Consider the following 16589-nt stretch of genomic DNA (forward strand, 5'->3'; position numbering starts at 1 on the left):
GTTGAATTAGGAACATAAATCTAAAACTTTTCTGTGATAATATCTCGGCTGGCTTTTATCTCGGCCTCAATCTTTATTTTCTCCGGGGTTTTACCATCTTCATCATAAACAACAATACTATTAAGCCCTTTTTTGAGCCAGCTTTCGGGCATGTACATGCTTTTAACGGGGATCTTTTCAGGATAGCGGCCTATATTATAGCCGTTTATCCATACTGAGCCATGCCCCAGACCTTCAAAAGTTACACGATACATGCTTTTGCTATTGGTGTTGATATTTGCGAGGATGAAGGTGCTTTTAAAAAATTGAGGGCGATCAAACTTATCCGCAGCGGTTAAAGTCCTCCAGCCTTGCGAAGTTGTATAATCACCGGGGCCGCCCTTCATGCTCCAATTGGTTAAGGCTATGCGGCTTTTATCGTTATACACAATTTCAACCGGTTTGCTGATGCCGCCTTCGCCATCGGTGTTCTCAATTAAAAGGGTAACTAAATTAACGCTGTCCTTTTTAAGTAAGCCGTCAAGCGTCAATGAAAATGAAATATCGTATCCGTTCTGCCTCAAAACGCGTTTGCCATTTACAAATATTATGGCATTATCATCAATCCCACCAAAATCCAACGCCGATGGAACATGGTCCGCATCATAAGGAATTTTGGCCTGGAACCAGGCAAACCCACTGTGCTTATCAAATGCATCAACTCCAATTTTATATGTTGTTGCACTGGTTAGGTCCTCTGGTATTTTAATCCTCCCGGGCATTTTAGTCATGCCTTTTATGGTTAACATTTTCCAGTTTGTAATATAATCACCATCCTTGCTTTTCTGCAGGTAAACTTCATCCATTAATCCCTTTGCTCCAACGTCCTGAAGCGAACCCAGGTAATTAAAAAGTTTATCGCGGCCGTCATGTGCGGTAAATACAGCCAACTGGTGCTGCCCTCCCTTTAAATTAAATTTCAGGTCGTTATTATGAATATAGCCGGAAGCTACCTGCTCACCATCAACAAATACGGTTGCCCTGTCGCCGCCTTTTTTTACCTTCAGCACATATAATCCGGGGTCAATAACTGTAAAAGAAGTACGGTACCATGCATCGGCAGTAAGATCATTATCTGCGCCCATCTGCAGTGCATTTTTACTTTTAAGCCATGATTGATCATTAAAATTTAAGCCAGCGGCAGCCGAAGCATTTTTAACCTGCCATTGAGCGCTAAACGGAACACTTTCTTCGTGCTTTATTTTGGCATAAACGCTTTTTAATATTGTTTTACCCAGTCCTTCACCAAAAGCAATAGAAGGGTATTGGTCCTTTTGTTCCCAAAAATGTTCTGTTTGCAGCTGGATCTGTTTATTTACGAATGATGCCTGCGCTAAATATTCAGGCCCGGTAATTACGTAGTTTTTTCCTTTTACATCTGTAAACCAGGTACGATCGGCAAGCTTGCTGCTTACAGCTAATACCCTTATGGTTTGTGTTTTTGATTTAAATGTATAAGTAACGGGGGCATTTTCATCAAAGATAACACTTAATGCCGTATTGCTGCCGTTAGCTGTAAAAGCGCTTTTACCCTCTAAAAGCTTAACAGGTGCAACGGTTGAGAATTTTAAATATCCTGCCGATTTCGGTTCGCCGTAGACAACTAGTGTAGTGGTGTTGCCTTGCTTACCGGTGCCAAGAATCCTTACAACAGACCAATCAAGCTTTACACCTGTTGCTATATTGTAGTTATGTACCAGGTGGAAGATCTCGCCTGGCGCTAATTCTATTTTCTGCTTTAAGTTGTCTTCTATTTTAAGTTGAACCGAAACACTGTTTTTACCGGGATTATCCACAAAAACAATATCACCGTTATTGCTATGACGGCCATTTACTCTTAATGCGCTATCTGCAACAACGCTGTTATAAACAGCACCCGCATCCTGGCTGTTTTCCAGAATTTGCTGAAAAGAGCGGGCAAAAAATGCGTTCTTTTTAAATTGATAATAAATCGGGCGTAAGTCGCCTGTTTGTCCTACTGCTGCGCCATAATCATATGATGCTGCATCTTCGTTATTGTTTGTATAGCCAAAATTGGTGCCGCCATGCGCCATGTAATAATTGTAACCATTACCGCCATGGGCGATAATTTTCCAGGTACGGCGGCCATACGTATCGGCATCTTCCTGCGAAGAGCCATAATAATTATACCATACCGACCAAAATTCAGTGCTGAACCATGGGTTGGGTCTGTTGGGATCATCCAGAGACAGCTTATTTCCGGCGGGGTCGCTGCCATGGTGCAAACCGCTAAAAAAGTAGGGCACCTGTAAACCCAGTGATAAGGCTTTGCTTTGTAAATGTTTAAAATATTCGTTTGGCATAGCTGTTCCCCAGCCAAGCGGATGTTCATTCTCTAACTGAACCATTACTACAGAACCGCCATGATTAATTTGGTTGTTTGCAACTATCGGGATCAGCTTATCAAAAAAGCGATCCGTGTATTTTTCAAACGCAGCATTAGGGCTGCGGGCAACCAGGTCATCTTTAAATCTCAGCCAAATCGGGTAACCGCCAAAGTCCCATTCTGCGCAGTAATACGGCCCAACACGTGCAATTGCGTACATATCCAGTTTCTTCACCAATTTCAGAAAGGCATCCAGGTCATGATCTCCCGAAAAATCAAAAACGCCTTCTTTAGGCTCATGAAAATTCCAGAAAAGATAGATCTCGATACAATTAAACCCTGCTCTTTTTAACCGCAGCAAACGATCGTACCAAAGCTGGTGCGGAATGCGGGCATACTCCAATCCTGCTGATACCAAAAATGTTCGTTTACCATTTATTATAAACCCCTTTGAATCAAAATCGATGCTTGATTTTGCCGCAGTTGCAGCCGGGAATATATGATCGTTAGATTGTGAAAAAGCCACATTAGCTTTAGCAGTTAACAAACAGATTAGAGCGATTGTGACGGTTAGTATTTTATTCTTCATTAGATACTGGCAGTAGGGCTTTTTTAGAGCAATTATCTATATAATTAATGGTTGGTTATTTAACTATAAAAAACATGAACACCTGTTTAAAAATAACAATCCCGGAAATCAGTTCCGGGATTGTTAAAGGTGTTTATATTATCCCGGATTAATATCCCGGGTTTTGTTCAAGTTTTGGATTTTTATCCCTGTCAGATTGTGGTATTGGCATCCAGTTCTGGTAATCTTTGTACGCATTGGTGAAAATTTTCACCCTGTTATAAATAAGCTTACCGGTCCCGGCCTCAATAGTTACCTGCATACCATACTCCGGTGTATTTAATACGCCGGTTGGGCCAGAGGTTATTTTCCACCTGCGGATGTCAAACCAGCGCTTATCTTCAAAAGCAAGCTCAATCCGGCGTTCCCTGTGGATATAATCGCGCATTAAGCCTTGCGACAAGCCAGGCTTAACAGCCGGACAATTTGAGCGTGCCCTTACCGCGTTAACTGCAGTATATACAGATGCATCAGGGCCAACAGCTTCATTTTGTGCTTCGGCATAACTAAGCAATACTTCAGCATAACGATAGAAGATATAATTGGCCGAACTTGGCGGAGGTGAGGCGATACTGGCTTGCCCAAGTATGGCTTCATCCAGCGTTTTGCGGGCGTTATAACCTGTATTGGTTATATCGCTTGTTGAACCAAGGTCAATCTGGTTGCTGCCACCTGTGCGGCTCTTAAAAATATCTCCCTGCCATTCAGACCCATCAAATATAATGGATTGATAAAAGCGCGACTCACGGTGCGTGTAAGGATGGGTATCATCATAACCAGATGCAGGGTCGGTAATCGGCAACCCATTGTCCATGGCGTAATCATCAACCAAGCCCTGTGTAGGTGCAAGGTTACCCCATGATTCCTGTACTCCGTTTACGTAAACCGGGCCTAAGTACCCTTCCCTGTGGCTCCCTTTAGCGGGAAGTGCATAGGCTTTTGCGAAAATGGTTTCGCTATTCCAGTTATTCTTGGTTAAAAACTGTTCGGCATAAGCACCTGTATCAATAGAAAACAAGCTGTAGGTGTTTAAATCCATTACCTGTTTATTGGTTGCTGCTGCTTTTGCCCATTTGGAAACATCATTATTTGTATTAACCAGCGGGCTTGCTGCAAAAAGCTCCACCCAGCCTTTTAGGGTCAAGGCCGCACCTTTGGTTGCACGGCCGTTATCCTGCGGGGTTAATGGCAACGCTGCAGCAGCTGCATCACAATCAGCCTCAATAAATGCCAGCGTTTCGTCAATTGAGTTACGCGCGTAAAAAATTGCGTCGCCCTGGGTGGTGTTATCAAGCGGTATTTTAATAATTGGCACACCGCCGTAGCTTTCAAATAATTGCATGTAGAAAAAGGCACGTAAATAAGTAACCTCAGCCACGCGTTCAGTATACCACGCCGCAGGGAAGTTTGCTTTATTTTTTTCAGCTTGTTGTAAAAACACATTACATTTTCTGATGGCAGTATAGTTACCCTCCCAGCTCCACATATTTGCCGGCCCGAATGGCACATTGCTTGGATTGATAGATCCTGAACGTACCGTACTCTGGCCATTCTCCCATGCAGCTCCGCAAAAGCTATTATCTGCATATTGTTCACTTAGCTGGTACTCGTTATTGATATCAGGCAGCTGGTTGTAAATATCATTTACAAAAAGGTCAGCATTGCTTGATGTGCTAAAAGTTGCCGCATCTGTTAAAAAGCCTTTTGGGGGCACATCTAAAAAGCTGTCGTGTTTACATGCGCTGATGCTTATTACCAGCATACCCAGTAAAAAAGCTTGTTTGTATTTTAAATATCTCTGTTTCATCGCTTTCATATTTTTAATTAAAATGTAGCATTTACACCTAATGAGAATACACGCTGCTGGTAATAGTTGGTATTGCTACCGCTATTTTCAGGGTCAATTATTTCCTTCATGTGTGGTATATAATTTATCACGTTTTGGCCGGCTACGTAAACCCGTAATGACTGGATAGCATTGTGCAACAGCTTGTTTGAAAATGTGTAACCTACCTCAAAGCTTTTTAGGCGGATGTATGAATCATTTCTTTCAAACCAGGTAGACGTTTGGGTATTGTTTGATGTTGGTGTACCTGTTATCCTTGGGTATAAGGCATTAGGGGTTGCAGGTGTCCAATGATTATCAAATACCAGCTGTGAAGCTGAGCCTGAAGCATTAAACGGAAATGCAAAGTAATTATTGATGTTAATGCTGCTATTTCCAGAGCCCTGGAATAAAACGTCCAGATCAAAATTCTTCCAGGTTAAGCGTGGCTCTAAACCGTAAATGATCTCGGGTGTGTTAGGGTGACCGATTACGGTTTGGTCATTAGCGTCAATTTTGCCATCAGGTTTTCCATTAGGGCCACTTAAGTCGGCATAACGGATATCACCAGGATGAACGGTTGCGTTAAAGGTTGGAACCGGGATGCCTGCCTTAAGTGTTCCGTCTGCATTGAAATCTGCTGCAGTAAAATAACCCAAAGCCTGGTAGCCAAATGGCGTGTTTATTGGCCTGCCTGTTTGGCGCCTATTTGGGTTGTTATAAGTTGCGCTGGTTTCGTAAACCTGCAATAATTTATTCCTTGCAAATGTGAATGTTCCGGTTATATCTAATCTAAGGTCATCAGAAAACCTTTTTGAGCTTGTTATGGTTAAATCAACACCATGATTACTCATAATACCACCGTTTACAAGCCCTGTGCCTATCCCGTATTCACCTGGAAGCGAGTTACCAATACTTACCAGCATGTTTGACCGTTTTTCGTAAAAGTAATCTGCTTCAATACTTAAGGCACCTTTCCACAAAGAGGCTTCAAAACCTACGTCGGTTTTATTTGCTTTTTCCCATGTGATGTTCGGATTTCCTTGTAAGGCTTCATAAAGCCCTTGTGTTGCCTGGCCGGCTAAAACAGCCGAGTTACCATAAGCATTATAAGGGCTTAAATATTGGTAAGTTTGAATCACATTACCCACAACAGGATATGCTCCTGATTGCCCCCATGATGCTCTCAGTTTCAAGTTATCTATCCAGGTAATATTCTTCATAAAGCTTTCTTCAGATAGACGCCATCCGGCAGAAAAGGCTGGGAAGAAACCGAACCTGTGGCCCGGGGCAAATAAATAACTGCCATCATAGCGGCCCGTTGCCTCAAACAAGTATTTCTTATCGTAAGCATAACCTAACCTGTAAACATATCCAAGTTGTTTTTGCCCATTTGAATAACCCTGGTTAGTTTCATCAGCCGCAGCAGGACCACCATAGTTTAATTCGTCAATATTCAGGTTATAGTTTTGCCTGTACCCTCCAAACTGCTCGTATTTTACATTCCGTGATTCAACAACGGCTAAAGCACTGATATCACTTTTCCCAAAAGTGGCCTGATAAGTTAAAAAGCCCTGGTAAGTAAATGAGTGTGTTTGAAAGTAGTTTTCGGTAAACTGCGATTTTTGGCTTCCCTGTATACCTGCTACATACGTGTAAGGAGTAGTTGCGGTATTCACGTTATAAAAAGGTATTGGGGTTTGCCAAATCCTGTCAACTTCTGTAGAGGCATCGTAACTTACAACCCCCTTAATACTTAAGCCTTTAATTGGCAGTTTTTGATCAATGCTGAATTGTGAATTTGTAGTTGGCTTCTCGTTAAACTGGTAACCACTGTGATAAATTTCACCTATTAACGACTGGCCAATATAACCAGACCACAACCCGTTGCTGTAATAAATTGGGGTTGTTGGCGCTTGCCGTTGTGCCTGGCCGATAATAGTTCCGGCACTCTGCGAAGGGAAGTGGTTATCTTCAACATAACTGATAACCGATAAGTTAACAGTAGTTGTTTTTGTAGCATTTGCTGTTAAATTTAATGAACCGTTATACTTATCTGTATAAGTTGTACTCCACATACCGGCCTGGTGCGTATAGCCTAACGAGGCAAAGTATTTTACATTTTCGGCACCGCCCGACAGGGTAACGTTATTGTAAGTAATCGGCCTGTTTTTCATGATGATCTGCTGTAACGGATGCCCGTCTGAGTGACCGTCGGGATCAGAATGATCTTTAAATTTCTGAATATCGTCGGCACTATAAGCAGCTGGCTGGCCGTCGTTTGCGTTGGCTTCATTACGCAAAAGCGCATAGTCATATGAACCTACAAATGTTGGCACTTTGGTTGGATTCTGTATGCCGTAGTAGGAATTGTAAGTAAAGCTTGGCTTACCTAATCTGCCTTTTTTAGTGGTAACCAAAATTACACCATTTGCCCCGGCAACGCCATAAGGCGCTACAGCGGCCGCATCCTTTAATATTGAAATATTCTCTACTGTATTTGGGTCAAGACGGCTAAAATCGCGCGGAACTCCGTCAACAATCAACAATGGCTGGCTACCACCAATTGAACCAATTCCACGAATCTGGATGTTTGAGCCATCATAGCCCGGCTCACCGCTAGGCTGAGTAACAATTATGCCCGAAGCACGGCCAACCAAACTATTCGTTAAGTTTACGACCGGCTTTTTTGCTATTTCGCTGGTGTTTATAGTTGATACAGCTGCTGTTAAGGAAGTTTTCTTTTGTGTACCGTAACCTACAACAACCACCTCATTAAGGCCTTTAGCCAGTGCCTGCAAGCTTATCGTCATCGATGATCTGCCTTCTACAGGAACTTCTATTGAATCATAGCCTATATAAGACACTAATAAAACAGCATTATCCGGCAAGGCGGTAAATGTAAAGTTTCCATCTACATCAGTTACTGTGCCAATGTTTGTATTTTTAACCTTTACCGATACGCCGATTAAGGTTTCGCCCGTTACCCTGTCAATTACCTTTCCTTTGACATTTATTGGGGAGACCGGCTTTTTTTCAACCTTCGGAGAAGTTTTTATAGGTTTTTTTGAACCAATCATATCCGCTCCATTGGCATAAGATAGATTGGTCAACAAGAGAAGTATTAAAATATGGCTCAACGCTATCTTTGAGATTTTAGATAAATTGAGTACGTGTTTGAGTAAATTATTTTGCATAGTTGATTTTATTAGTTAATAAACAATAAATAGGTTCTAACTTCACAGCACTGACTTTGCTGAATAATCAAATTATTCCGGGTAGTTTTTTCTCTTCATAAAATTGGTTTTTAGTTAATAATAAATTGGCTTCGATCTGTTTTAATTGTACATATAACACTTAAAAAAACAAAAAAACTTAAGCTCGTTGTTTTCTGGTAATACAAGAATGCTATGCGTTTTTAATTAATGTTAAAACTACAGGTATTATTGGTACTGCTAATCTGGCGACTAAAAGCCACATTTAAGGGGGGTAAATTCGTATTTATAGAGGGGGTATTTCGTAAAAATGTATTTATTAGTTAAATAACGAACAGAAATAAACTCTACCGCTTTATTTTTACTTTATTACGTAAAATTTCGTGGTTAAGGTGTTTTCTAAATTTCCTTATATACTCAGATGGGTTTTCCCCGAATAGCTTGTTGAATTGTTCTCTAAAATATTTGGGGTCGTTTATTCCTACCCTGTAGGCGGCCTCCGAAACAGTGCAATCCGTGTTCAGCATAATCTCTGCAGATTTACGCAGACGTATATACCGGATAAATTCGTTTGCTGAACCATCTGAAATTGATCTGATTTTTTTATAAAGATTAGAATGGCTCATACCTATTTCATCAGCTAATATTTTTATGGTAAAATGCTCATCTTCCAGATGGTTTTCAACTATGGCAATACATTTTTCTAAAAAGTCCTTATATTCTACCGGCACTTTTAAATCGTTCGATTTAAGAGTTATTTCATTATAAAAGTATTTTTGAATGTTTTCACGGCTTTTTATTAGCCCGTGAACCCTGGCAATAAGCACATCCTTTTCAAAAGGTTTGGTTATATAATCATCGGCTCCGCCTTCTATCCCCTTAAGTTTTATTTCAGGCAGGGTATTAGCGGTTAATAGTATAACTTGTATATGGCTTAGCGTTGGCGATTCTTTAATCAGGCTGCATAACTCTATCCCTCCTAAACCGCTCATCATTACATCACTTATCACCATATCAGGCCTCAGTTTCATTGTCATGTCAAAACCTTCATTTCCATTTTCAGCCTCAAAAACGTTAAATTCATTTTTAAATATTTGTATGATGTATTGTCTTACTTCAATATTATCTTCGACAATCAACAATGTTTTTTTATTACTTAAAAGCGTTTCATAATTACCCGGACTAACGTTGGTTAACGTTCCACCAATAGTCACATCTGTTTCATCAAAGTCCATCAATTCTTCTAAAAGAACCGAGGTTTCAACTACATCGTCAAAAATCAAACTGCCATCAAAATGCGCAGTGCCTTTTAAAAGTTTAACATTAAACACTGTACCGATATTTTCTTCGCTTTCATAACAGATAGTTCCATGGTGCTGATTTACAAATGTTTTGACAAGATAAAGCCCGATACCAAAGCCCCCGTAGGATTGATTGGAACTTTGAACCTGTGAAAACTTTTCAAAGACATGCTCGCCTGTACCACGTGTTATGCCACATCCTGAATCTTTAACCTGTATGATAACATCATCAGTATTTTCAATAATCTGGCAATTAATTTGCCCTCCATCCGGGGTAAATTTTATTGCATTTGAAAGAAGATTAAATAATACAATTTCAATTTTTTCACGATCAGCGTATATATCAATCACATCGCATTCACAGGCGAACAGAAGTTGAAGGTGCTTGATTTTTGCCTGGTGCTTAAAACATAAAAGCACATCCCTGCAAACGCCAACGATATCCAGTTTTACAATTTTTAATTTATCCGCCCCGCTGTCGGCCTTCCTGAACAACAATAGCTGATCAACTAAACTTAAAAGGCGCCGCGCATTCCTGTCTACAGTGTGTGCGTTGATCAAGTCATCAGGGCTTTGCGTTTTACTGGATAACAGTTCTTTTATCGGGCTGATAATCAATGTGAGCGGCGTGCGAAACTCGTGCGAAATATTTGTAAAAAACGAGAGTTTTTTTTCATTCAACTCCTTCTCCTTCTCAGCCGTTATTTGGGCAATTTTAATTTCATATTTAAATCTCGCCTGGTTGGTTTTGTAACGTAAATAATAATAAACCAAAATTATTGCAAGTAAAAAATAACATGCGTAAGCATACCATGTTTTATACCATGGTGGTAAAATGATTATCTTAAGAGAAGCATAATCATTAAACCAAACGCCATCCTGGTTTGATGCTTTAACTCTAAAAGTATAATCACCGGGCGCAAGGTAGCGGTAGGTAGCTGATTTTTGAGTTTGCACATAGTTCCATGATTTATCCAATCCCAGCAGTTGGTAAGCAAACTCTGTCTTTTCGGCATAAGGATAGTTCAGGGCTACATATTGAATGGAAAATACAGACTGTTCGGGCTTCAAAACAACCTTTTTTGATTTATTAGGCACCTGTGTCAAAATCTGATCTTTCTGCCCAACCTCAACATCTTTATTAAACAACTGAAGGCCAGTGATAATTACCTTGGGCTCAAACGTACTTTTCTTTACCTCGCCCGGAAAAAAGATATTATAACCTTCTGTTCCTCCGAAACACACAACCTTATCCCTGGCGCTGTACAGGCATGAATTGGGGCTAAAATGGCCGGTTTGTAAGCCGTTTGAAATATCATAATTCATTACGATACCTGAACTTTCAATTTTAGACAAACCGTTATTAGTGCTAAGCCAAATATTTCCTTCGCCATCGGGCTGTATGGCATTAATAGTATTGTTGGCCAGTCCGTTTTTGTCGGTATATTTTTTTATTCTTTTTGTCGTTAAATCAATCGAAATTAAACCGTCGCCTTCGGTGCCAACCAGCAATTTATTATCAACACATTTAATGGAATAGATAACCTTACTTGGTAAAAGACTATCTGTTTGGTTATTTTTAAAGTAGCTGGTAAAGCGTTGGCTGCCCTTAACCCTGTATAGTAACCCTGCGCCATAAGTTCCGATAAAGATATTACCGCTTTTATCTTCACAAATTGCCCTGATGTTGTTTGACGATATATTTTTGCGGGATACAGAATAATTTGAAAAAACCTTCTTTCCCGCCGCCAAAACACTTATACCGCCTCCGTTGGTACCAACCCACAAATTATTTTGTGAATCTTCAAAAAGCACTCTCACGTCATTGGAGCTAAGCCCCTCGGGTGAATTTTTTTTGTAGGAATAATTGGTAAACTGATCCTTTTTACCGTCATAACTATACAGGCCATGCGCATAAGACCCAAACCATAACTGTTTGTTATGATCCATTAATGCACATAAAATATTGTTGGATGTTAATGAACCCGCTTTTCCGTCTACCTGAAAATGCTTTATAACTTCTCCGTTAATTTTTTTCTTAAAAACACCCTCGCCATCAGTACCCATCCATAAATTTCCATCATTATCCGCGCACATGCCGTAATACCTCAAATATCCTGTACTATGGGTCCCGCTTAATTTCTCCTGGAATCTTTTAAATTTTTCCGGGACGTTACAGATCAAAAATATACCATCGCCAAATGTGGCCGCCCAAATATTTTTATCCTTATCCATACACATTGATTGTATGGTACGCTCGGTGATGTGAACGTTGTCGTCTGTTATTACCGGGACGATGCTTACATCCTTAAATCCTGCGTTAACGGCCTTATCTAAATTCATTTTGTAGATGCCCCCATCCTGCAAACCGATAAGCAAGTTATGGTTGTTGTCCTCCAGCAGCGAATAAAAGTAATTGCTGGCCAGGTTAAATTTAGGGCCTTCAAACACCTCCACCCTGTTTTCAGCTCTTACATAAACAGCCAGCCCCGCGCTGGTACCTATCCAAATATTATGGTAATGGTCTTCCATCAGGCTATTTACCCTTCCATCAGGCACTCCCCTGAGTCGTATTTCTGGTGTTTTGTTCTTTTTGATCGCGCCATCTTCAACAGAAAAAACCTTCAATCCGTCATCTGATGCAACCCATAAAAGTCCCTTTGAATCCTGGAAAACACGATTGACGGTGTTTTTTGTAAAGCCGGGCTGATTTTCGGCATTAAAATTTTTTAGACTATGATTTAACTTATTGTAAGAAAACACCCCTGCGCTATAGCTCGAAAACCACAGCACGTTATTGCCACCCGAAGCTATCCAACTGATATCATAAAGGGATACCTTTTTTGAAGGTTCAAACTTCAGAAACCGTTCGGTATTGGTATCGAACTGATAAATACCACGCCTTGACGAGATCCAGATATCGCCCTGTGGATCTTTAAACAAAGCATCGATGTAATTGCTGGGCAGGCTATAAGGGTTAGCTGCATCGTGCTTAAAAACCTTGAAATTTATTCCGTCAAACCTGTTTAAGCCATCGGCAGTGGCAAACCACATAAACCCGTTGTCGTCCTGCGCCAGGCCGTTCACAAACCCGTATGACAAGCCGTTTTTAAAAGTGTATTTTATAACTTTTTGGTTATACGGATGCTGAGAAAATACCGAAAGTGTACATACCGTAAAAAGCATTAATAGTAAAGCTTTCCCCATAAATTATTAAAATTGGCTCGTTATCGGTGCGGCGCGGTTGCAGCACTTAATTCAAAACTAATGATTAAATAGTTACGGTCAAATGAATTTCATGTACAGGCAGGAATAACTCATTTATAGCCCTTATATGATTAGCAATTTAGTTTTAGGCATTTAAAAGCAGATATATCCAAATATAACAAATTGTGCGGCACGTAGCATGTTGTAAAGAAATTGTTGCTTTGGTCGGGTGGTTTAGCTATTCAGAAAGATATTTTATTCCTGGTTAACGTCCTATTCAATTTTAATTTGCATTAAGGGAGCACCGCACGTTTGGAATGCTATAAACTAAAGAAAAGATTATAGGTAACAATTTCGCGAAGTCATCTACAGGTAAACTTTAGCTCCGTAAAGAAGATATCGACCAAACGAAAAACGTTTCCTTTGAAATTTTAAAAAATATGTAACAGTAAGATTAACAGTTATTTATGCCGAAAATTGCAAACATAAAGTAAATTAACTCCACCTTAAATCAAACCATGGCTAACATATTTTTCAATGAAGCAATTGTTAGTGTGATTATCTTTGGCGCCTTAACCCCTGTTATCATAATATGCTTTTCCGGAGAATTCTACTGTTATTGTTTGTACTTAACCAGTCAGTTTTCGCGAGTGTAGCAAAACAACCAACTGATACCCTGTATAAAACAAAGGATTTGCAAGATATTATCAGGTCTGTTTTAAAAACAAAAAGCTACGACGATACGACTAAATCCCATTCTAATCTGACCTTATTACCTTCAGTTGGCTATACACCAAGCTATGGTTTGGAATTTGGTATAATTATGTCAGGAGGAAAGAACTACGGAGATCCGGCGAACACTACTTTTTCTATTTTTAACACGAATATTTTCGTTTCCACAAGCGGGCTAGCCTCCGCAGAGTTTAAACATAATGATTTCAGCAACAATAATACATGGAATTTACAGGGAGGGTACCAGATTGGAAGAACGGTAGCGCTGGATTATGGATTGGGTACCGGCCGGCCACATCAGGGGGATGACAATTTTGTGCTGAATGGTTTACCTCTGACTTTTAGCCCGGGGGTAATGCCTATTAAATACACCTATTTGAAGTTCTATGAGAAGATTTATCGCAAGCTTTTTGATAATTTTTATATGGGTATGGGGTTCATTACCGACGGCTATGAGAATATAGACAAACCACATAAGGGAAAGACAAGACGACGAAGCTACAACACCATATACAGCTTAAAAAATGGTTACCCCTTAGGCGGATATTGGGCAAATGGAATATTATTTAATTTACAATATAACTCACGCGACCATCCTAACCGGCCATATAAAGGTATTTACGCGGATGTTGTTCTTCGCCTAAATTCAGAAATATTGGGTAGTGAACACAGCGCCACCCAATTAAAAACTGAATTCAGAAAATACTGGTCGCTATCAACAACCAATCCTGAACATGTTTTAGCTTTTTGGTCGTGGGGGAATTATTTATTAAACGGATCATTACCTTATCTTGAATTGCCGGGCACCGGTTCGGACGCGGATGAAAGAGCCGGCCGGCCCTATACCATTGGAAGATTCAAAGGAACTTCATTTTATTTTAATGAACTGGAATACCGCTATCCGATTACCGAAAACAAGTTGTTAAGTGGTGTAACATTTGTCAATATGCAAACCGGAGGCAATCAGCAAAAAATTCATCTATTTCAAAGATGGAACTCGGGAGAAGGAGCGGGACTTCGGCTGCTGTTTAATAAATATACCCGCTCAAATATTTGTATAGATTACGGATTAGGGAACTATGGCGCAAGAGGGTTATTTGTAGCGTTAAATGAAGTGTTCTGATTGAAGCAAACCATCCCATCAAAACATAAAATAGAATAAATAAAAACAATTAAATATGATTAAGCACTTACAACTGCACTTTACGATAGGCCTCTTTCTTACGTTTTTTTTCACTTACGGTAATTGTTCTGCATCTACGATAAAATCCACATTTTCTGACAGTGTAAAAACAGATTCGCCATGGTATAAAAAACTCTCGATTATTGCCGGGTATCAGTATTTCAGAACATGCCACCATAGTCGTTTTGACGGCGGATATGCGTTTGTGGATTATGATGCAACGGCCAACTTTTCCATGGGATTAGGTATTGCCTATGATTACAGTGAATTACATATGGATAATGGCTACAATCTCAGGCACGTGAAAGTGTTGCCCATTTTAGCAGATTTTCGTTATGTGCCATTTCCCAACTGGATCGTCTGCCCATTTGCAGTTGCCGATGTTGGCTATTCTACCTTTATAAAATATGAGCAGGAAGATCCGACACATATAGAAAGCACCAGGAATATAACAGACCACGGCTTGTATACTTTTGGCGGTGCCGGCGTATCGGTAAAACTGAGTGGCAAGGTAACCATTTATACCACTGCAGGATTCACCGGCATGCACATGTCTTTTAATAACATGGACGTAAATCCGCGTGGCTTGTCAAATGAAATAGGTGTAAAGGTAAATTTGCGATAATTACTACCAAACTGAGTATATAGGCCTTTTGGGGTTGCGCATTGAAAAGACGATTTGCCTGTAGCTATTTTGGTAATGGTGATCTCCGGGTACTATTCTGACAAAAAAGTTCTTCATAACGATTTTAGCCAATGGTTTAGGATTTTCCGCTTCTCCGTAAAAACAGTATACCGGAATATTTATTTTTTGCACTTCCTCATTAACTTTGTAGGTCCTGTTATCGTCTCCGGTACTGAAAAGATCGGAAATGCGAACTTTAAAATCTGTAGATAAAAAAGGAGACAGCATTTGCAGCTTACTGACTTTAGGTTTTATATCATCGGAAAGCCGGTTATAGATAAATGGGACCACATCGGCACCGAAAGAATAACCACTTAAAACAATTCGTTTTACCTGCCAAACTTTAGTGTATTTACTAATAAGTTTGCTAAACTCGTTTGCTGTTTGATCCGGATCCTTTTGGTGCCAGAAATAAGTTCTGGCGTTAACTCCTATCACGTGGTAGCCTCTTTTTGCAAATTCAACAGCCAGTGTGTCATTAAAACCCAGCCATCCACCATCGCCGGAAAGCAGGACAACCATTTTCGAGGTAGGTTTTGGAGGCTGATAAACAATTAAAGGGATTCCAAATTCCTCTGTCTCTGTGCCGTTATTTGCAACCGTTCTTCTTTTTAGCAGAAGCCCGCAACTGCTGAAAAACACCACGAAGCATAAACAGATACCAATCGCCTTCCAGTTGTTTTTATAAGTATTATAGCTGACGGCTGAAAGCATGTATAATTATAGGGCATTTTTTGCTATTTCTGTATAACTTTTTGCATAATGATGATCTCCGGGCAAAATCACCATCCTGAAATTAGCTTTTTTAACTACACTCAAAGGCTTTTCTGTCTCTTCTTCGCCATAATAACAAATTACGGGAATATCAATTAATCGGGCCGACGATGCAACATCCATCGTTCTTGCCTTATTACCTGAGCTGAACATATCCGTCATATGGATTTCAAAATCGGTAGAAGAAGAGGGGGATATTAGCTGGACTAAGGTTATTTTATTTTTCAGTTCATTGGGAAGATGCATATAAATGAAGGGGGTAACATCGGCTCCAAATGAAAATCCGCAGATGATAACCTTTTGCTTATGCCACTCATTTACGTAGGCGTTCAGTAGCCCGGCGATATCATTAGCAGTTTCCTGGGGCGTTTTCTTTTTCCAGAAATATTTAAAACTGTTCAGTGCGATAACATTGAACCCCTCGGCCGTATAACTATCAACAACTTTCTTGCTAAAATCATTCCAGCCACCATCTCCCGAAATAAAGAGCACAAATTTATCCTGCCTATCTGTCTTAGCTTTAGTAATAATAACAGGCATTCCTGAATAAAAGTTGGTGCCACCTGTGTACTTCCCGGCTGCATAAGTGTTCACGGGAGCTATTGTCCAGGCTATTAATAAAAGCGCTATCAATTTAAAACTATTCATTGGCA

Annotated in this window: 8 protein-coding genes; 2 read left to right on the forward strand and 6 right to left on the reverse strand. The window is 40.1% G+C overall.

The genetic code is table 11. From position 1 onward, the window contains the following. Window positions 1-20: 20 nt before the first annotated feature. From KXD93_RS23570 to KXD93_RS23585, 4 genes are all read right to left on the reverse strand, one after another. Window positions 21-2975, reverse strand: coding sequence for a beta-galactosidase (locus KXD93_RS23570; protein ID WP_258139845.1), 2955 nt, complete (start codon window positions 2973-2975; stop codon window positions 21-23). A 148-nt stretch (window positions 2976-3123) separates the two neighbouring features. Further along, window positions 3124-4821, reverse strand: coding sequence for a RagB/SusD family nutrient uptake outer membrane protein (locus KXD93_RS23575; RefSeq protein ID WP_258139846.1), 1698 nt, complete (start codon window positions 4819-4821; stop codon window positions 3124-3126). Window positions 4822-4838: 17 nt separating this feature from the next. After that, window positions 4839-8036, reverse strand: coding sequence for a SusC/RagA family TonB-linked outer membrane protein (locus KXD93_RS23580; protein ID WP_258139847.1), 3198 nt, complete (start codon window positions 8034-8036; stop codon window positions 4839-4841). 365 nt (window positions 8037-8401) lie between these two features. Beyond that, complete coding sequence (locus tag KXD93_RS23585; protein WP_258139848.1) at window positions 8402-12562, reverse strand: hybrid sensor histidine kinase/response regulator transcription factor; 4161 nt, start codon at window positions 12560-12562, stop codon at window positions 8402-8404. A 592-nt stretch (window positions 12563-13154) separates the two neighbouring features. Between KXD93_RS23585 and KXD93_RS23590 the strand changes: the two genes are divergently transcribed. Next, window positions 13155-14417: a BamA/TamA family outer membrane protein gene (locus KXD93_RS23590; RefSeq protein WP_258139849.1), complete on the forward strand. Its 1263-nt coding sequence runs from the start codon at window positions 13155-13157 to the stop codon at window positions 14415-14417. Window positions 14418-14472: 55 nt separating this feature from the next. Next, window positions 14473-15102, forward strand: coding sequence for a hypothetical protein (locus KXD93_RS23595; protein WP_258139851.1), 630 nt, complete (start codon window positions 14473-14475; stop codon window positions 15100-15102). A 3-nt stretch (window positions 15103-15105) separates the two neighbouring features. On the opposite strand, the gene KXD93_RS23600 is transcribed toward KXD93_RS23595, so the two are convergent. Both KXD93_RS23600 and KXD93_RS23605 read right to left on the reverse strand, forming a co-directional pair. Further along, window positions 15106-15876: an AcvB/VirJ family lysyl-phosphatidylglycerol hydrolase gene (locus KXD93_RS23600; protein WP_258139852.1), complete on the reverse strand. Its 771-nt coding sequence runs from the start codon at window positions 15874-15876 to the stop codon at window positions 15106-15108. A 6-nt stretch (window positions 15877-15882) separates the two neighbouring features. Next, window positions 15883-16584: an AcvB/VirJ family lysyl-phosphatidylglycerol hydrolase gene (locus tag KXD93_RS23605; RefSeq protein ID WP_258139854.1), complete on the reverse strand. Its 702-nt coding sequence runs from the start codon at window positions 16582-16584 to the stop codon at window positions 15883-15885. Window positions 16585-16589 lie beyond the last annotated feature (5 nt).

Origin of the sequence: Mucilaginibacter phenanthrenivorans (genome assembly GCF_024721155.1) — a bacterium.
GTDB lineage: Bacteria > Bacteroidota > Bacteroidia > Sphingobacteriales > Sphingobacteriaceae > Mucilaginibacter > Mucilaginibacter phenanthrenivorans.